The sequence below is a fragment of the Pseudomonas fragariae (ex Marin et al. 2024) genome (genome assembly GCF_059621105.1).
This window is the reverse complement of the sequence record NZ_CM184369.1, coordinates 4,288,990-4,305,731: the sequence shown is the minus strand read 5'-3', so window position 1 is coordinate 4,305,731 and position 16,742 is coordinate 4,288,990. Positions and strand designations below refer to the sequence as shown.

Annotated in this window: 15 protein-coding genes, 4 tRNA genes and 1 pseudogene; 10 read left to right on the top strand and 10 right to left on the bottom strand. The window is 59.9% G+C overall.

Features of this window, described 5'->3' with window-relative positions:
- Positions 1 to 7 precede the first annotated feature (7 nt).
- Positions 8 to 766, bottom strand: coding sequence for a hypothetical protein (locus AC54XV_RS18575; RefSeq protein WP_011268541.1), 759 nt, complete (start codon positions 764 to 766; stop codon positions 8 to 10).
- Positions 767 to 1,070: 304 nt separating this feature from the next.
- Between AC54XV_RS18575 and AC54XV_RS18570 the strand changes: the two genes are divergently transcribed.
- The 4 genes from AC54XV_RS18570 (at position 1,071) to AC54XV_RS18555 (ending at position 1,480) form a co-directional block, all read left to right on the top strand.
- Positions 1,071 to 1,146 (top strand) — tRNA-Glu (locus AC54XV_RS18570).
- Positions 1,147 to 1,148: 2 nt separating this feature from the next.
- Positions 1,149 to 1,224, top strand: a tRNA-Gly gene (locus AC54XV_RS18565).
- Positions 1,225 to 1,324: 100 nt separating this feature from the next.
- Positions 1,325 to 1,400, top strand: a tRNA-Glu gene (locus AC54XV_RS18560).
- A gap of 4 nt (positions 1,401 to 1,404) precedes the next feature.
- Positions 1,405 to 1,480 (top strand) — tRNA-Gly (locus AC54XV_RS18555).
- A 72-nt stretch (positions 1,481 to 1,552) separates the two neighbouring features.
- On the opposite strand, the gene AC54XV_RS18550 is transcribed toward AC54XV_RS18555, so the two are convergent.
- On the bottom strand, positions 1,553 to 1,978 hold the full coding sequence (locus AC54XV_RS18550) for a cupin domain-containing protein (RefSeq protein WP_003404169.1): 426 nt from the start codon (positions 1,976 to 1,978) through the stop codon (positions 1,553 to 1,555).
- A gap of 147 nt (positions 1,979 to 2,125) precedes the next feature.
- On the bottom strand, positions 2,126 to 2,848 hold the full coding sequence (locus tag AC54XV_RS18545) for a pirin family protein (RefSeq protein ID WP_003404168.1): 723 nt from the start codon (positions 2,846 to 2,848) through the stop codon (positions 2,126 to 2,128).
- A gap of 184 nt (positions 2,849 to 3,032) precedes the next feature.
- On the opposite strand from AC54XV_RS18545, the gene AC54XV_RS18540 reads away from it, so the two are divergent.
- Entirely contained in the window at positions 3,033 to 3,941 is a 909-nt protein-coding gene (locus AC54XV_RS18540) for a LysR family transcriptional regulator (RefSeq protein WP_024640577.1), read from the top strand.
- 15 nt (positions 3,942 to 3,956) lie between these two features.
- On the opposite strand, the gene AC54XV_RS18535 is transcribed toward AC54XV_RS18540, so the two are convergent.
- From AC54XV_RS18535 to AC54XV_RS18520, 4 genes are all read right to left on the bottom strand, one after another.
- Positions 3,957 to 5,135 carry an acyl-CoA dehydrogenase family protein gene (locus tag AC54XV_RS18535; protein ID WP_496717123.1) on the bottom strand — a complete coding sequence of 393 codons (1,179 nt, stop codon included), beginning with the start codon at positions 5,133 to 5,135 and terminating at the stop codon, positions 3,957 to 3,959.
- 32 nt (positions 5,136 to 5,167) lie between these two features.
- The gene (locus AC54XV_RS18530) at positions 5,168 to 6,157 is read right to left on the bottom strand and encodes an ABC transporter substrate-binding protein (protein ID WP_060406619.1); all 990 of its coding nucleotides are present in this window, start codon (positions 6,155 to 6,157) and stop codon (positions 5,168 to 5,170) included.
- 224 nt (positions 6,158 to 6,381) lie between these two features.
- Positions 6,382 to 7,965, bottom strand: coding sequence for a rhodanese-related sulfurtransferase (locus AC54XV_RS18525; RefSeq protein ID WP_060406618.1), 1,584 nt, complete (start codon positions 7,963 to 7,965; stop codon positions 6,382 to 6,384).
- A complete protein-coding gene (locus tag AC54XV_RS18520; RefSeq protein WP_058399448.1) occupies positions 7,962 to 8,567 on the bottom strand; it encodes a cysteine dioxygenase family protein in 606 nt (201 codons plus the stop codon). The genes AC54XV_RS18525 and AC54XV_RS18520 overlap by 4 nt, the downstream gene beginning before the upstream one ends.
- Before the next feature lie 207 nt (positions 8,568 to 8,774).
- Between AC54XV_RS18520 and AC54XV_RS18515 the strand changes: the two genes are divergently transcribed.
- Positions 8,775 to 9,680: a LysR family transcriptional regulator gene (locus tag AC54XV_RS18515; RefSeq protein ID WP_024640849.1), complete on the top strand. Its 906-nt coding sequence runs from the start codon at positions 8,775 to 8,777 to the stop codon at positions 9,678 to 9,680.
- 65 nt (positions 9,681 to 9,745) lie between these two features.
- Here AC54XV_RS18515 and AC54XV_RS18510 read toward each other — a convergent pair whose 3' ends face one another.
- Entirely contained in the window at positions 9,746 to 10,834 is a 1,089-nt protein-coding gene (locus AC54XV_RS18510; protein ID WP_024640582.1) for an LLM class flavin-dependent oxidoreductase, read from the bottom strand.
- 257 nt (positions 10,835 to 11,091) lie between these two features.
- Between AC54XV_RS18510 and AC54XV_RS18505 the strand changes: the two are divergent.
- The 4 genes and pseudogenes from AC54XV_RS18505 to AC54XV_RS18490 all read left to right on the top strand — a co-directional run bounded on the left by AC54XV_RS18505 (position 11,092) and on the right by AC54XV_RS18490 (position 14,047).
- Positions 11,092 to 11,948: pseudogene (locus AC54XV_RS18505) on the top strand (ABC transporter permease).
- A gap of 4 nt (positions 11,949 to 11,952) precedes the next feature.
- On the top strand, positions 11,953 to 12,777 hold the full coding sequence (locus AC54XV_RS18500) for an ABC transporter ATP-binding protein (protein ID WP_060400099.1): 825 nt from the start codon (positions 11,953 to 11,955) through the stop codon (positions 12,775 to 12,777).
- Between the two features lie 52 nt (positions 12,778 to 12,829).
- On the top strand, positions 12,830 to 13,132 hold the full coding sequence (locus AC54XV_RS18495) for an Rdx family protein (RefSeq protein ID WP_011268529.1): 303 nt from the start codon (positions 12,830 to 12,832) through the stop codon (positions 13,130 to 13,132).
- Between the two features lie 93 nt (positions 13,133 to 13,225).
- Positions 13,226 to 14,047: a UDP-2,3-diacylglucosamine diphosphatase gene (locus AC54XV_RS18490; RefSeq protein ID WP_060400100.1), complete on the top strand. Its 822-nt coding sequence runs from the start codon at positions 13,226 to 13,228 to the stop codon at positions 14,045 to 14,047.
- 183 nt (positions 14,048 to 14,230) lie between these two features.
- Here the strand turns inward: AC54XV_RS18490 and AC54XV_RS18485 are convergent, their stop codons facing one another.
- Entirely contained in the window at positions 14,231 to 14,542 is a 312-nt protein-coding gene (locus AC54XV_RS18485) for an Mpo1-like protein (RefSeq protein ID WP_003393857.1), read from the bottom strand.
- Positions 14,543 to 15,120: 578 nt separating this feature from the next.
- The gene (locus AC54XV_RS18480; protein WP_060409480.1) at positions 15,121 to 16,575 is read right to left on the bottom strand and encodes a TrkH family potassium uptake protein; all 1,455 of its coding nucleotides are present in this window, start codon (positions 16,573 to 16,575) and stop codon (positions 15,121 to 15,123) included.
- Positions 16,576 to 16,742 lie beyond the last annotated feature (167 nt).

Genomic DNA, 16,742 nt, shown 5'->3' with positions numbered 1-16,742 from the left:
GCAGTCATCAATCGTAGATGACTTTCTTCTTCCATTCCGATTCGGTGTCGTCCTGCTTGAGGCCTTCGGTCAGTGCGTTGTCGTCGTCTTCGGTCGGCGCGGTGTTGGTCAGCACTACGGAGTTGGCACGGGCCAGTTGTTTTTCCATCGCCAGCAGTTGCTGTTGATAAGTGACCGGGTCCGGCTGGTTGCGCAAATACTGTACGCCGCGCTCGAATGCCAGACGTGCCTGACCTGGCTGATCCTGAGAAAGTGCAGTCTGGCCAAGGTTGTTGAAGAATTCGATGTGCAGGTTGACCAGGATCGTGCGGATTTCACGGATCCAGTGTTTCGCTTCGCTGGTCTGCAGAAAGCCGTCATGTGCAGCACGCGTCACCTGACCATGCAGGGCTTCCAGCAGAAAACGCACGTCCTTGGCCTTGGCTTCGGTCTGGATCGGTGTGACCGGGTTGGGTATGTCGATGCCTTCGCCCTTGGCAATCTGCTCTTCCAGTTCGCCAATACGGTGCTTGAGCTGAGCGTTGCCTTTCTCCATGTTCAGCATGCGCTGCACGACGTTCAGCTCCAGCCGCGCGAGCAACAGCTTCAAGGCGGGGGACATCAGCTGGCCCGGGAACACTTCGGTGATCTCGCTGCAGCGACGCAGGCGATCGCCCAGTTCGACCTTGGTGCGAGCCTTCTCCAGTTTGCCGTTTTCAGCGACGTGATTCAGGTAGCCGATCGCGATGAGCAGTGCGATACCTGCTACTACCATCAGCGTGATCATGAGTGGAGTCACTGTGCAAACCTCATTCGTTCAATTAGTTTTAGTGCGAGTGTAGTGGCTAAGCACTACTGCGCATAGATGTCCCTCTCGGAGTTTGTCGGCATCTCTTCTATATAGATGAGGGGAGATTGATCAGCCGCGCGCCTGGCGACAGTCGGTCAGCGTCCGAACGGCATCGAAGTTATTGATTTCAATAAATTTTCACATGGGGGTTGACGACCCCTCAATCCATCCATAGAATGCGCGCCACTTACAGCGTAAAGCACACAGCGTAGCGCCAATAAGTAGTGAATGTTGTACGTGTGTCCCCTTCGTCTAGTGGCCTAGGACACCGCCCTTTCACGGCGGTAACAGGGGTTCGAGTCCCCTAGGGGACGCCATTGCGGGAATAGCTCAGTTGGTAGAGCACGACCTTGCCAAGGTCGGGGTCGCGAGTTCGAGTCTCGTTTCCCGCTCCAATTTTAAGCAGCTTTGCCTTTGGGCAGGGTTGAGTGAAACCAGAACACGTCTTCGGATGATGTCTGGAACTGAAACACACACCATTGTGTTTCAGGCAGTGTCCCCTTCGTCTAGTGGCCTAGGACACCGCCCTTTCACGGCGGTAACAGGGGTTCGAGTCCCCTAGGGGACGCCATATTGCGGGAATAGCTCAGTTGGTAGAGCACGACCTTGCCAAGGTCGGGGTCGCGAGTTCGAGTCTCGTTTCCCGCTCCAAATTCACAAAAACGCCGCTCAACAGAGCGGCGTTTTTGTTTGTGCGTTTTGAACGTATCCCGACAGTCATGCTCAGCTCTGCCTGGAAGCCAATACCTCGTCTAGTTCCGGCAGCAAGGTCACGCTTTCCTGCTCATTTGGATCGGTACGCGCAATCAAAGCTGTGGCTGCATTCTCGCTGCTGCGGTTATAAGGCACATGCGGCATGCCCGCCGGGATGTAAAAGAAGTCGCCTTCTTCCACGACTGCATGTTTTTCCAGCGACTCGCCATACCAGCAGCCGGTAGCTCCACTCAGTGCGTAAATAGCTGTTTCATGCTCCTGATGTTTGTGTGCCTTGCCTTTACCTCCGGGCGGGATCGTCAGCAACTGCATATGAATGTGACGTGCGCCCGCACTTTGGGCTGAAATACCGACTTGATAATCCAGGCCCTGCTTACCTTGAAAGGTGCGGGCGGGCTTCAGAAGAACACAATCATAGTGTTGATCATGGGGCATGGTTTTTCCTCACTTGATGTCTGATCGGCTAGCCCAAGGCGGCCGGGTCAGTGCCGCGAGCGACTGGTGGAGGGCGGGAGCGTGGGTTACCTCGCAGCACCAATCAAGTGAAAGAAACGCTAGGTTTTCCTGATATCAATCGATGCATCAAGGCATCTGCGGCAATTCATTAGGCCGCATATCAAACACCAGCACTTCCGCATCAACCCCTTCGCTCAGGCTGATCAGCCGCTCGTTACGCACGCGCACCCCGTCACCTTCGCCAAGTCGCTCGCCATTGAGCACCACGCTGCCACGGGCGACATGCACGTAGGCATAGCGATTGGCAGCCAGCTCAAGCGCGGCGGTTTCATCACCATCGAACAGACCTGCGTACACACGGGCGTCCTGACGAACTTTCAGTGCGCCATTCTCGCCTTCAGGGGCGATGATAAGTTGCAGACGGCCGCGTTTCTGTTCAGGGCTGAAGTGTTCCTGCTGATAGTTGGGCGTGGCACCGGCGACATTCGGCACGATCCATATCTGCAGAAAATGCACGCCTTCGGTCGGCGAGTGGTTGAACTCGCTGTGCGCCACGCCGCTACCGGCACTCATCAACTGCACGTCGCCAGGGCGTATCACCGAGCCGGTGCCCAGCGTGTCCTTATGTTCCAGCGCACCTTCCAGCACATAGGAAAAAATTTCCATGTCGCGGTGCGGATGCTGGCCAAAGCCTTTACCTGCAGTCACACGGTCGTCATTGATGACCAGCAGATCGGAAAAGCCCTGTTCCTGCGCATTACGATAGCTGGCGAAGGAAAAGGTATGAAAGGATTTCAGCCAGCCATGATCAGCCGCGCCGCGATCGGAAGCTTTGCGAAGAGTCAGCATGATTCTTTCTCCATCGGATATCGACGCTGCACATTCAGCAATCGATCAAGTGAGATCAAGATTACTGGTTATCTTTCGATGCAATAAGTAGCTGAAACACGAATCACCGTCTCGTTCTGGTTGACAGTGCTCAGTGAAGGATTAGGCTTTGTTGAATGCTGTCCAGCTCACTCAGGCCATGCCGATGAACCCTTTTGAAGACATGCGTATCTTTTGCCAGGTGATGGAATCCGGCAGCTTCACGGCCGCGTCCGACAAGCTCGGGCTGTCCAAGCAGTTTGTCAGTCGCCGCCTGATGCAACTGGAGGAGCGGCTTGGCGTGCGTTTGCTCAACCGCTCGACGCGGCGTCTGGATGCTACACCTCTGGGCCAAAGCTATTACGAATCGGCCTTGCGCTTGCTGGCCGAAGTCGAACAGGTCGAGCAGGGCATCACCGGGCAGAGCAGCGAACCGCGGGGCACATTGCGCCTGAGCGCCCCCTTGACGTTTGCCGTCGCCCACCTGGGCTGCCTGTTGCCACAGTTTTTACAGCGCTACCGTGATGTAGCGGTGGAGGTCGACTTGAGCGACCGACCGGTGGACGTGATCAGCGAGGGCTACGATCTGGTGCTGCGCATCGGCGTGCTGGAAGACTCCAGCCTGATCGCACGTCGCATCGCTGCAATTGACCGGGTCTACTGCGCCAGCCCGGGCTACCTCGCCGAGCGCGGCACGCCGCTAGAGCCTGAAGACCTGCACCAGCACGACTGCCTGCCGTATGGTCACAGCCGCCAGGTGCAATGGCGTTTTCAAGGCGCGGGCAAAGCGTCGAGCCTGAACGTCAGTGGGCGAATGCGGGTCAATAACGGCGAGTTGCTCAGAGATGCAGCCGTTGCCGGGCTGGGGATCACTTATCTGCCGACGTTCATCGTCGGTGCAGCCCTGCGCGCTGGCAGTCTGGTGCGCGTGCTGGACGACAGGCGGCCCGAGCCACTGACGCTGTCAGCGGTGTACCCGCAACACCGTCAGGCTTCGCGACTGGTACAGATGTTCATCGAGTTTCTGCGCGAGCGTCTGGATTCGAGTATCGAACTGGATGGCCAGCAGGGTTGATCGGTGCGCCCCAGGTTACCCTTTATTGCGCCTGGCAAAAGCCGCTTTGCCCACACCGATGAGCACCGCATCGTTCTGCGGCGTATGCACCCGACCGCACAGTACATTGCGGTAATGACGCTGCAGCGGGTTGCTGCGCGACAGGCCCGGGTTGCCCGAGGCTTCGACGGCCAGCTCCACGGCGCGTATGGCATTGCCGGTCACCAGAAATTTGATCTGCGCGGCATGTTCGGCGGACGTGTGTCCCTGTGCTGCGGATTGCAGCAGGTTCTGGTTGGCGAACAGCAGTGTGTCGATATGCCCGACGGTTTCCTGAAAACGCGGCAGCGTCGAAAGTGCCGCCCCGAGATTGGACGGTTTGCGCTGTTCCAGCCACTGCACCAGCCAGTCGCGGGCGGAATGGGCGATACCGTCGTAGACGGATGACAGCAGCACCGCCATCCACAGCAGGCCCGATCCATCCAGTTCGGATTGCGGAGCGCTCCACGGGCTGACGCTGACGGCGTGATCGAGCGGCACCAGCACATTGTCGAATCTGACTTCGTGGCTGCTGGTGGCGCGCATGCCCAGATGGTCCCAGTCCTCGATGATCGTGATGCCGGGCGTGTCCTTGTGCACCAGCCAGCTGCCGACCAACGGGTCGTCGTCATCGCTGCGCGCCCACACGGCAAACCAGGTCAGGCCATGGCTGCCGGTGGAGTAGATTTTGCTGCCGCTGATCCGCCAGCCCTCGGCGGTACGGCAGGCGATGGTGCCCGGCAGGCCGCCGCGTGCGGGTGTGCCCAGGTCCGGCTCCACGCGCAGGGCGTTGATCAGCGCGCCGTCGCGAACCGCCTCTTCGGCCACGCGAATGCGCAGATCAGTCGGCCATTGGCTGTTCTCTTGCAGGCGCGAATGCTGCAGGTACTGCATCACCAGAATCAGCGCTGTCGACGGTTCGCCCCTGGCCACTGCGCTGACGACCTGTTGCGCTCGCGCCAGATCGGCACCGCCGCCGCCCAGTTCGGCGGGCACGGTAAAGCCCAGCAGGCCATGGCTGTGCAGCAAGGCAAAGTTGGCGTGGGGGAATGCTCCGCTGGCATCGTAGTGCTCTGCGGTTTCGGCCAGCGTTGCGGTAATCCCTTCCAGCCGGGTGGCGAAATCTGCTGCTGATTCGGACAGCTCACGGTGCTGACGAAGCGGTGAAAGTTTCATGCGGGGTCCTTTTCGCAGCGGATATCCGAGGGTTAGTGAGCGTTGGCCTGGGCAATCCGGGCACGCGATGTGTTGAAGCTTTTATCGAAGCCGGTCGAGACGTCGATGGGCTTGCTGACGATGCCTTCCGCCAGGTAGGTGTTGGCGGTTTCTTGCAGGCCCTGAATAATCGGGTCATCAATCGGCGTACGCTGCATCTTTGTGGCCTTCGCCACGGCCAGATGCACGTCTACTGGCAGGCCGGTGACTTTGGCCTGCGCAGCGGCATACTCCTCTGGATGATTGTTGGTCCAGTCGAAGGCGCGCTCGACCCTGGCCACGAAGTCCTCCAGTTGCACGCGTTTGCTGTCAATGGCCTTGCTGGTTGCGGCGAGGTACAGGTGGTTGCTCAGCAGTTCGTTACCACTGACCAATACGCGCGCATCGTTCTGGCTGATGGAGATCGTGGTGTAGGGGTCCCAGGTTGCCCAGGCATCGGCGTCGCCATTGGCCAGCACCAGCCGTGATTCGCTGGGCAACAGGTAGATGAAGGTCACATCGCTGGTCTTGAGCCCCGCCTGGTGCAGCGCGCGAATCGCCAGATAGTGGCCGATGGAGCCACGCCCGGTGACGATGCGCTTGCCTTTGAGGTCGGCCACGGTCTGGATCGGCGAATCTTTCGCCACCAGCACGGCGGTGGTGAATCGGCCTTGGGCGTGGGTGATGCTGACCACTTTCAACGGTGCACCTGCGCCGAGGGCAAACACATAAGGTGCATCACCCAGCGCACCGATATCCACTGCCTCGGCATTCAGCGCTTCACCCAAAGGCGCGGCCGAAGGGAACTCGGAGAACTTGATTTCGTACGGCACACCCTTGAGTTCGCCGGAGACCTGCAACAGCACTTTGAGCAGTGACTTCTGGTTGGCCACCAGCAACGGTGCCAGCTCAGCGGCCAGAACCTGCTGACCTGCCATGACGCTCACCAGCGCGCCCAGCAACAGGCTTTTGAAGGGCAGGGGGGATTTGAAAAAAGGCAGCATTTAAGTGTGTCTCCAATAGGGTGATGAATAGTCCTGATGAGCCTTTGACGCTTGTGCCAATACGCCTCACCTTTAGAGTCGGACGCAGCCTTGTGGGAGCGAGCTTGCTCGCGAAGACCCTGTTCCAGACGCAGAAAATGCACTGAATGTAGCGCCCTCTTCGCGAGCAAGCTCGCTCCCACTTGGCGCTTGTGCCAATGCGCTGCGCGGTGTACTCAACGGCATCAAATCACGTAAAACCCATGTGTCCCGTCACGTCCCAACTGCTCGACCAGCCCGAACTCCCAGTTCAGGTAGGCTTGCATGGCTTCACGCGGAGCATCGGTGCCTTCATAGGGGCGGCGATAGCGATCGATGCGTGGCGAGGCCAGTCGGCTTTCGCCGTGTTCCAGTGGCAGGCCGGCCTTGACCCAGCTGGCGGTGCCGCCTTCGAGCAGGAACACCGGCTTGTCGGTCAACGCTTCGAGGTCGGCCACGGCGAAGCGCGCCAGACGGCTGCTGCCGCAGGTCAAGACATAGCGGTCAGCAGCCGGCAGCTTGTGCAGCGCCTGTTTCAGGTCGGCACGCAACGTCCACCAGGCGCCGGGAATATGCTGTTTGACATAGTTGGCGCTGGCAGTGAAATCCAGCACCGCCACCTTTACCTGTGTCTGCCACTGGGTGAGAGTCTCGACGCTGATCGCCTCCACCTGCGGCGGCGTCGGGAAGGGCGCGTCCCAGTCGCCCTGTTCGCTGAAGTCGGCCGCATCCAGGTCATCGATCACCGCCACGTCCCAGCCCAACTGTGCCAGCCAGGAGGCCGACATGTTGGCGCGTACGCCGTCGTCGTCCAGCAGAGCGATTCGCGCACCGCGTACGCTGGCGAAATGATCGGTTTCCTGCACCAGTTGCCCGCCCGGTGTAGAGCGCGCGCCGGGCAGGTGGCCTTTGGCAAACTCTTCCGGGGTGCGTACATCGAACAGGTAAGTGGTGCGTGAAGCCTCGGCTTGCCAGCGTTGCAGATCGGCACGGCTGGCACGTTTGACGCTGGCGCGATCGGCTACCTTGCGGGCATCGGCACTGGCGGTTTCGCGGGTCTCTTCACTGACTGCCGCAAAACGCCGGTTCTGGCCATGGTCCAGCGTCTGGCCGGCCAGCAGCCAGCCAATGGTGCCGTTGCGCAGTGCGTTGATCGGGTTGGGCAGACCCGCGTTGACCAGCGACTGGGTGCCGATGATGCTTCGCGTGCGACCGGCACAATTGACGATGATTCGAGTAGTGGGATCCGGTGCCAGCTCACGTGCCCGCAGCACCAGTTCGGCACCCGGCACGCTGATGCCGCCGGGAATGCTCATGGTCTGGTATTCGTCATAGCGCCGGGCATCGAGCACCACCACGTCGGCATTGCTGTCGAGCAGGCGCTTGACCTCTTCTGCGGCCAGCGACGGGGTGGCGCGGTGATGCTCCACCAGCTCGCCAAACGCCTTGCTCGGCACATTCACGTCGATGAACAGCTCGCCGCCAGCCGCGCGCCAGCCCTGCAGGCCGCCGTCGAGCAGTTTCACGTCGCTGTAGCCCAGTGTCTGCAGGCGTTGCAGGGCGATCTGGGCCAAGCCTTCGCCATCGTCGTACAGCGTCACGGCCGTGTCGCGTCGCGGGATGCGGGAGAAAACCTCCAGCTCCAGCTTCGACAACGGGATGTTCACGGCAAACAGCGGATGAGCCTGGGCAAAGGGTGCCTCTTCGCGGACGTCTACCAGGGCCAGCTCCTGACGGTCCAGCAAGGCCTGGCGAATGTCGGCGAATGATCGGGTGGCAGGTGTGGTCATGGGGTCGGGCTCCCTGTTGGCTGATCCTGATGGGCAGTGGCGGCGTTCGAATAGCCGGAGATGAACAGTTTTTCGCTGCCGTCGAGGTCATAGACCGCACGCTTGACGGTGCCGATATCGGCGCCGTAAACGTGGATGCTGATCGACACCTGATCGTTGAAGGCGTTGCTGACCTGATGGACATCGTTGCTGTGCGGTGACAGCGCCTCGACCTGCCCGGGTTGCAGGCGAATCGCCGGGCCGCTGGTTTCCAGGCGCCCTTGCGCGTTGCGACGGTAGCCCTGGGCGTCTTCCGCGCCGCGCAGCATGCCGATCAGCCCCCAGACGCGGTGGTCGTGAATCGGCGTGCGCTGCCCCGGTCCCCAGACGAAACTGACTACCGAAAAGCGCTGCTGCGGATCGGCATGCAGCAGAAATTGCTGATAGCGGCTGGCGTCGGGTACGGTGAATTCTTCTGCCAGCCAGTCATCGTGGCTGACCAGATGCGCCAGCAGCTTGCCGCCGCGACGCAACAGATCGCCTTCGTGCGGCTCGCTGCCAAGCAGTTCGGTGAGGGCATCGATAAACGCCCCGAGTCGTTCCGGGTGTCGGTTCTGAGTCATGTCCATTTCCAGATCAAAGTCGGGGAATGGTTCGATATAAGCATAATATGGATATTTAATATGCTATTTTTTAATGATTAGGTTATAACGAAAACGTCTTTTACTTCTTTGTCGTAATCCGCGAAATCTACGCTCGGGCTATCCATGAGCGCCGGCTGGTACTATGCTTTTTGCCTATGTTTAATCTCTTTTTTATGTGCGGTCCGAATGAAAATTGATGATATCGATGCGTTCGTTGCAGTCATCCGCTGCCAGTCGATCAGCCACGCCGCTGAATCGCTGGATCTGACCCAGCCAGCCATAACGCGCCGGGTGCAGAATTTCGAGCAAGCCCTCGGAGTCGAGCTGTTCGACCGCAATACCAAGCCGCTCAAGCCGACTCCGATGGGGCTTCAGGTTTACCAGAAGTGCCTGGCGATCCTGCGCGAGATGGATTCGTTGCGCGAGCTGGTGGCCAGTGACACGCCGCCCAGCGGTCTGTTGCGTCTGGGCGTGCCGCAAACCATCGGTGACGTGGTGCTGCTCGATGCGCTCAAGCAGTTGCGTGGGGAATTTCCGGACCTGCGTGCGCAGGTCAGCACCGGTTGGGGCAGCCACCTGATCGGCAAGATCGAAAACGGCGAGCTGGATGCGGCGGCTGCGCTGTTTCCGGCAGGCAAGATATTTCCGGACAACATCATCGGTCAGTCGATTGGCAAGATGGAGCTGGTGGTGGTCTGCGCCAGGGGGCTGGCCCCGAAAAAGCCCGGCAAGCTGGCGGACTGTTATGAGCAGGGCTGGGTGCTGAATCCGGACGGCTGCGGCTTTCGTGCAGGCTTGCAGCGCACGCTGACCGATCAGGGCCTGAGCATGAAGGTCAATCTGGAAACTTTCGGCACCGAGCTGCAACTCGGGCTGGTGGCCGATGGCATGGGGCTTGGCCTGGTGCCCAGGCCGTTGCTGGAACGCAGCGCGCACCGCGAGCAGTTGGTGGCGTTGCCGCTCAAGGATTTCAAGCCGGTGATGGACTTGTGGCTGTTCTACCCGCGCTTCCTGGGTAACCTGCAAGCGCCGGTCGAAGCCTTTGGCGCACTGGTGGCGCGGTCGCTCAAGCCGGTCTCGGCAGCCGCCTGAATACCGCATCGCGGGCAGGCAGTCCGGCGCCGGGCGTCAGACCGGCCCGCAGGGTATGAGTTGAATCAGGCGACCTGTTCGCGAGCCTGCTGTTCACGCTGCGCCACCAATGCGCGGGTCAGCGGGATCAGCTTCTTGCCGTAGTCGATGGCATCTTCCAGTGGATCGAAGCCGCGAATCAGGAAAGTGGTAATCCCCAGATCGTAGTAATCCAGCAGCGCTTCGGCGACCTGTTCCGGGGTACCGACCAGCGAGGTCGAATTGCCCTGTGCGCCGAGCAGGCCGGCGATGCCGGTCCACAGGCGCTTGTCCAGGCGCGATCCTTGCGCAGCGGCGGCGAGCAGGCGGCGTGATCCTTCATTCGGTGGTTCGCGACGTACGAAGCCGTTGCGGTCTGCCAAGGCCTTGGCCTTTTCCAGAATACTGTCGGCACGTGCCCAGGCCTGTTCCTCGGTCTCGGCCAGAATCGGGCGCAGTGACAGGCTGAAACGAATGGTCCGCCCATGTCTGGCGGCTTCGGCGCGAACCTGCTTCACCACGTCACGCACCTGTTCGTATGTCTCGCCCCACAATGCATAAACATCGGCGTGTTTACCCGCCACAGCAATCGCCGCCGCCGAGGAACCACCGAAGTACAGAGGGATATGTGGCTGCTGTGGGGATTTGACCAGTGAATGCGCACCCTCGAGCTGGTAGTAGGTGCCGTTATGATCGAACGGCTTGTCGCTGGTCCATTCCTGACGCACTACGCTGAGGTACTCGTCGCTGCGTGCGTAGCGTTCGTCCTTGCCGATGTGGCTGCCGTCGGCGCGCAGTTCCTTGTCGTCACCACCGGTGATGATATGCACGGCGGTGCGCCCGCCATTGAACACGTCCAGCGTCGCGAACTGGCGTGCCGCTACAGTAGGGGCGATGAAGCCAGGGCGATGGGCGACCAGAAACTTCAGCTTGGTGGTGACGCTGGCGGCATGCGCTGCGACCAGCGTGCTGTCCGGGCTGTTGGAGTGGTAGGCGATCAGTGCGCGATCAAAACCGGCATCTTCATGAGCCTTGGCGACGGTCTTCACGTAGTCGGGCTGGATGATCGCGCCGCTGCGCGGGTGAATTTCAGAACCGGGTTGCGTGGCGATATAGCCAATGAATTCGATGCTCATGAAAACTCCTGCCAATGGTTGAGGTCCGTTCGACCTTGTCGAGAGGCACCATAAAGGCAAGGGGCAGACGCTGTGAAATTCGATTTCGGTCTAAGTTAATTATAAAAAATATGCATTATATGTATTTGTGGTGATCAAATATTTTAACTATTAGCTTAGGTCTAAATCGAATTTCACGCAGCGCTCTTATGCTCATAACATGGCCTTCATAATGCATCGGGTGCGTCCTGCCCGGTTTGTCCAGGAAGGATGTACCCATGTCTGACACAACGCTCAACCCCGCAGAACCCGGTTTTCTGGTGGTGAACAAACCCGAACAGGGGCGCGTCTCGCAATCGGGTCGCCCACGCTGGCAAGTGCCGGGCGTTGTCTTGCGTCTGCTCAGCCCTCTGGTGCTGTTGCTGCTCTGGGAACTGGCCTCACAAACCGGCCTGCTGCCCGTCCGCGTGATTGCCGCGCCGTCGCAGATCGGCGGTACGCTCTGGTCGATGATCGTCTCGGGCGAACTGGCCCACCACTTGTGGGTCTCGTTGCAACGGGCACTGTTGGGCTTGAGCATTGGCGTCAGCATCGGCGTGGTCGCTGCGCTGGTGACCGGGCTTTCCCGGCGCGGCGAAATCGTTCTCGACTCGCCCATGCAGATGTTGCGCACCATTCCCTCGCTGGCATTGGTGCCACTGTTCATCCTCTGGTTCGGCATTGGCGAGTTCACCAAGTGGCGCTGATCGTCATGGGCACCACCTTTCCGGTGTACCTGAACCTGTTTTCCGGCATCCGCAATATCGACCCGAAACTGATCGAGGCTGCCAATACGCTCGGCTTGAGCCGCCGCGAACTGATCTGGCACGTCATCCTGCCCGGTTCGCTGCCTGCGTTTTTTGTCGGGCTGCGCTATTCACTGGGTATTTCGTGGCTGGCCCTGGTCTTTGTCGAGCAAATCAACACCACCGCTGGCATCGGTTATCTGGCCAGTGATGCGCGGGACTTCATGCGCACTGATGTGATCGTTATCTGCCTGTTGATCTACAGCGTCCTTGGCCTGGTGATCGACGCCATCATTCGCACGCTGGAGCGCTATGCGCTGGCCTGGCGACCGACCTTCGTGAGGCATTGAACACATGGCGACTCCTGATCTGCGCAACACTCCATCCGTGTCTCCCGAGGCGGGGCAGGCGCCTGTACAACTGCGCAACGTGGTGCGTCAGTTTGGCCGGCAACGGGTCATCGACGGGCTGAATCTGGACATTGCTCCAGGTGAATTTGTCGCCTTGCTCGGCGCCAGTGGCTCCGGCAAGACCACCTTGCTGCGCACCCTGGCCGGGCTGGACGAGATCGACAGCGGCGAACTGCGTGTGCCGGTGGCACGTGCGGCGGTGTTTCAGGAACCGCGCCTGATGCCGTGGAAAAGCGCCTGGAAGAACGTGGTTCTCGGCTTGCGTATCAACGATGCCAAGGCTCGGGCCGAAGCGGCGTTGACCGAGGTTGGCCTGGCGCATCGGCTGAATGCCTTTCCGGCCACCTTGTCCGGCGGCGAAGCGCAGCGTGTGGCGCTGGCGCGAGGGCTAGTCCGTGAGCCAAAACTGTTGCTGCTCGACGAGCCTTTTGCCGCACTCGATGCGTTGACGCGCATTCGCATGCATCAGCTGATCATCGACCTGTGGCGCAAACACACCCCGGCGGTGCTGCTGGTGACGCACGATGTCGATGAGGCGATCCTGCTCGCTGACCGGGTCATCGTGCTGGCCGACGGCAGGATTGCCGACGACATCCGCGTCGACCTGCCGCGCCAGCGCGACAGCGGGCAGGCCGGGTTTCAGCTGATTCGCAGCCGCTTGCTGGGCTTGCTGGGCGTCAAGGTGCACGCGACTGTCGATAGCGCACCGCAAGCGCCAGAACAGGACGTGACCCTCAGCGCATTGCGCCGCTTCGCCAACGCTCGTTGATTCGGTGCACGCTGCGTATCATGGTCGTCTGAATTTCCGAAGAGGGACGCCCATGCCTGCCGAAAAGCCTGAAGTCATCATCACCTATTGCATTCAATGCCAGTGGCTATTGCGCGCTGCCTGGCTGGCCCAGGAACTGCTGAGCACCTTCAGTGACGATCTGGGTAAAGTCTCGCTGCAGCCAGGCACCGGCGGCGTGTTCCGCATTACCTGCGACGGCGTACAACTCTGGGAGCGCAAGGCCGACGGCGGCTTTCCCGAAGCCAAAGTGCTCAAGCAACGGCTGCGTGACCAGATCGACCCGGCCCGCGATCTGGGCCATAACGACCGTCATACTCCGGCAAGCCCTCAGTAATACGGGGCCGCTGTCACGACATCGCCACGCACGTGTCACATTCGGTTAACCGGCATGCTCCACTCTTCTGGAAACCCTGCCGGAGGTCGTTACATGACCAGTGCTCAGCTCGCCACACCCAGCCGCAAACAGCGCGTGCGCACCTTGTGGATTTCCGACGTTCATCTGGGCACACGTGATTGCCAGGCCGAGCACCTTTCCGCTTTTCTCAAGCGCTATCAGGCTGACAAGGTGTACCTGGTCGGCGACATCATCGATGGCTGGAAACTGCGCGGCGGCATGTACTGGCCACAAGCACACACCAACGTGATTCGCCGCTTGCTGACCATGAGCAAGCGCGGCACCGAAGTCATTTATGTCACCGGCAATCACGATGAATTCCTGCGCCGTTACTCCAAGCTGGTGCTGGGCAACATCCTGCTGGTCGACGAAGTCGAGCACGTCACGGCCGATGGACGTCGCTTTCTGGTCATTCACGGCGACCAGTTCGACGTGATCACCCGCTACCACCGCTGGCTGGCCTTTCTGGGCGACTCGGCCTATGAATTCACCCTGACCCTCAACCGCTGGCTCAACCACTGGCGCGCCAAATACGGCTATGGCTACTGGTCGCTGTCGGCGTACCTCAAGCACAAGGTCAAGAGTGCAGTGAACTTCATCAGCGATTTCGAAGAAGCCATCGCCCACGAATGCGTGAAGCGCGGGCTGGACGGGGTGGTCTGCGGGCACATCCACCATGCGGAAATTCGCCAGGTGGGCGGCGTGGAATACCTCAACTGCGGCGACTGGGTCGAATCCTGTACCGCCCTGATCGAACACCTGGACGGCAACATCGAACTGTTCCGTCTGGCGGATGCGCATTTGAAGGCGCAACAGGTTGCGGTCGAAGAACCCGCCAGCGAAACGCTTGCCTGAAGCAACCGGCCTAGGCTCTGTACGAAAAGTCGGCGAGCGAAGGTCAGGCAAGGCAAAAACAGGCGAGGAACGGCCGGGGTCGCGCTCGACTCTACGTGTTGTAAATGAGCATTCCGATTGGACTCGCATCCGAGCCTGTTTTTAACGAAGCATCACCGAGCGCAGCCACTTTTCGTACAGAGCCTAGAAAGGCACCTTGCCCAAGAGCATGTCGCGGTACATCACGAAGTCGCCCAGCAGGCTGTAAAACGGATGCTTGAACGTGGCCGGACGGTTCTTCTCAAAAAAGAAATGCCCGGCCCACGCGAAGCCGTAACCCGCGACCGGCAATAACCATAACAACCCCCACCGACCGCTGCCCACACCAAACGCCAACAGGAAAATCACCAGAGACGTACCGACAAAATGCAAGCGTCGGCTGGTAGCGCTGCTGTGCTCGGCAAGATAAAAAGGATAGAACTCGGCAAAGCTCGAAAAACGCCTGATGGTATCCACGGTGCCTGTCCTCGTGTGGGCTCTTGTTGTTATACACAAATTTAGCCGACTGTCGTGCCGATGTGGAGTATTCGAGTCGTGCTCATTTTTACGACTATCGTGCCAGTTCTTCGCGCTCATGCTTACGACTATCGTGCCCACGCGCAGCGTTGGAACGATAGCAAAACAATCTAATGCCTTGCCCGCAGCCACTGCCGCAAAAGCGCTTTTCAACCGCGATGGCACTGACGACGCAGGGTGCGACGTTAGTGACGGCTGAGTCCTGGCGCTGATCCGGGGGTAGCCTGGCAGGACGCCAGGCTAGCCGCACCGTGCCATGGATGGCGCGTTGCGGCGACCCCCGGATCAGTGACAGGGCGAAGGAACCCGACGAAGTCGGGCCGGAAACAGGAGCGAAAGGATTTGGTTACTTTGGCCTCATCAAAGTAACTCGCCTAGGGGCGAAAAGGTGACCTGAGCCGAACGTCAATCCAGCTGACATCGCAGAGCCGGGGTGTGACGCGGAGCGTCACGAACTGCATGCCCACGCGCAGCATGGGGACGATAAATAATGCCTTGCCCGCGGTCTCTGCCAGGCCTCAATACCGCCAGAATGCCGGTACACAGAGCACCAGCACAGTAATGATTTCCAGACGGCCAAGCAGCATACCGCCGGACAGAATCCATTTGGCCGCATCCGGCAGGGTAGAGAAATTGCCCGCCGGCCCGATGACCTCACCCAGCCCTGGTCCCACACCCGATACCGTACTGGCAGCGCCAGTCAGCGCAGTCATCCAGTCCAGCCCGAGCAGCGACAGCATCAGCGCGATCAGACAGATAGTGATCGTGAAGAAAAACGAAAAGGTCAGGATCGAGCGCACAATCTCGTCGTCCAGCCGATGGCCGTTGTATTTCTGCTTCATCACCGCGCGCGGATGGATCAGTTGATTGAGGTTGGTCTTGAGCAGAATGTAGGCCACCTGAAAGCGGAAGATCTTCACTCCGCCCGCTGTCGAGCCGGAACAGCCGCCGATAAAGCCCAGATAAAAGAACAACATCAGCGAGAAGTTGCCCCACAGGCTGTAGTCACCGAGTGCAAAACCCGTCGTCGTCACCACCGAAGTCACGTTCAGCGCGACATGGCGCAGCGCCTCGGTCCACGGCAGGTCCGTGGTGTTGGCGTACCAGACGGTCATGACCAGCCAGGTAATCAACAGCAACCCGATCAGGCCCTGAACCTGCTCATCCTTGATCAACGCCTTGCGGTTGCCGCGCAGGGTCGCGACATACAGGGTAAAGGGCAGGCTGCCGAGGATCATCACCACGATCGCCACCCACTGCACCGCCGGTTGCGGCCATTTGGCCAGCGACTGGTCGGAAGTGGAGAACCCGCCGGTGGAAATCGCCGACATCGCATGGTTGATCGCGTCGAACAGACTCATGCCCGCCGCCCAGAAAGCCAGGCTGCCCAGCGCGGTAAAGCCCACGTAGGCGAGCACGATGAACTTGGCCACCATGTGCGAGCGGGGCATGACCTTTTCCGAGCGGTCCGAGGACTCGGTCTGAAACAGACGCATGCCGCCGATGCGCAGCAAGGGCAGAATCGCCACGGCCATACCGATGAAGCCGATACCGCCCAGCCAGTGCAGCATCGAACGCCAGATCAGAATGCCCGGTGACATGCTGTCCAGGTTGCTGAGTACTGTCGAGCCGGTGGCCGTGATGCCGGACATGCTCTCGAAGAACGAGTCGGTGTAACTGATGTGCTGGGTCAGCAGAAAGGGCAGGGCGGCAAAAATGCATACCACGATCCAGCTGGAGACGGTCAGCATGTACATGTCCCGCGGGCGCAACTGAACGTTGTCGGGACGTCCGGGCACCACCAGCGCCAGGCCGGCGATAAAGGTGATGGCGCTGGCCCAGAGAAACTCGCGCAGGTCTTCGAAACGGTCGTAGATGACCAGCGTGGCCATGGGTACGATCATGGCAACAGCCAGGGTGATCAGGAAGATGCCGATAATGAAACCGATGATACGCAAGGTCGGCAACGACATGACAGGCTCTGGCTGGTGTGAGGAAAGTCGCCATTCTACCTGCGCTTGAGGGCATGTAAACCGGCGCGGCCGAGGACCGGCTGCAAGCGCAGAGGTAACGAATTGTCCGTCGCACTCGTTATTGACGCTAAACAGGCTCTAGAATGCTCGATCACTTTTCAAGGAGA

Excerpts from the sequence above, each read along its gene's own strand:
- AC54XV_RS18575 (WP_011268541.1), bottom strand. The coding sequence starts at position 766 with ATGATCACGCTGATGGTAGTAGCAGGTATCGCACTGCTCATCGCGATC.
- AC54XV_RS18550 (WP_003404169.1), bottom strand. The coding sequence starts at position 1,978 with ATGCCCCATGATCAACACTATGATTGTGTTCTTCTGAAGCCCGCCCGC.
- AC54XV_RS18545 (WP_003404168.1), bottom strand. The coding sequence starts at position 2,848 with ATGCTGACTCTTCGCAAAGCTTCCGATCGCGGCGCGGCTGATCATGGC.
- AC54XV_RS18540 (WP_024640577.1), top strand. The coding sequence starts at position 3,033 with ATGAACCCTTTTGAAGACATGCGTATCTTTTGCCAGGTGATGGAATCC.
- AC54XV_RS18535 (WP_496717123.1), bottom strand. The coding sequence starts at position 5,135 with ATGAAACTTTCACCGCTTCGTCAGCACCGTGAGCTGTCCGAATCAGCA.
- AC54XV_RS18530 (WP_060406619.1), bottom strand. The coding sequence starts at position 6,157 with ATGCTGCCTTTTTTCAAATCCCCCCTGCCCTTCAAAAGCCTGTTGCTG.
- AC54XV_RS18525 (WP_060406618.1), bottom strand. The coding sequence starts at position 7,965 with ATGACCACACCTGCCACCCGATCATTCGCCGACATTCGCCAGGCCTTG.
- AC54XV_RS18520 (WP_058399448.1), bottom strand. The coding sequence starts at position 8,567 with ATGACTCAGAACCGACACCCGGAACGACTCGGGGCGTTTATCGATGCC.
- AC54XV_RS18515 (WP_024640849.1), top strand. The coding sequence starts at position 8,775 with ATGAAAATTGATGATATCGATGCGTTCGTTGCAGTCATCCGCTGCCAG.
- AC54XV_RS18510 (WP_024640582.1), bottom strand. The coding sequence starts at position 10,834 with ATGAGCATCGAATTCATTGGCTATATCGCCACGCAACCCGGTTCTGAA.
- AC54XV_RS18500 (WP_060400099.1), top strand. The coding sequence starts at position 11,953 with ATGGCGACTCCTGATCTGCGCAACACTCCATCCGTGTCTCCCGAGGCG.
- AC54XV_RS18495 (WP_011268529.1), top strand. The coding sequence starts at position 12,830 with ATGCCTGCCGAAAAGCCTGAAGTCATCATCACCTATTGCATTCAATGC.
- AC54XV_RS18490 (WP_060400100.1), top strand. The coding sequence starts at position 13,226 with ATGACCAGTGCTCAGCTCGCCACACCCAGCCGCAAACAGCGCGTGCGC.
- AC54XV_RS18480 (WP_060409480.1), bottom strand. The coding sequence starts at position 16,575 with ATGTCGTTGCCGACCTTGCGTATCATCGGTTTCATTATCGGCATCTTC.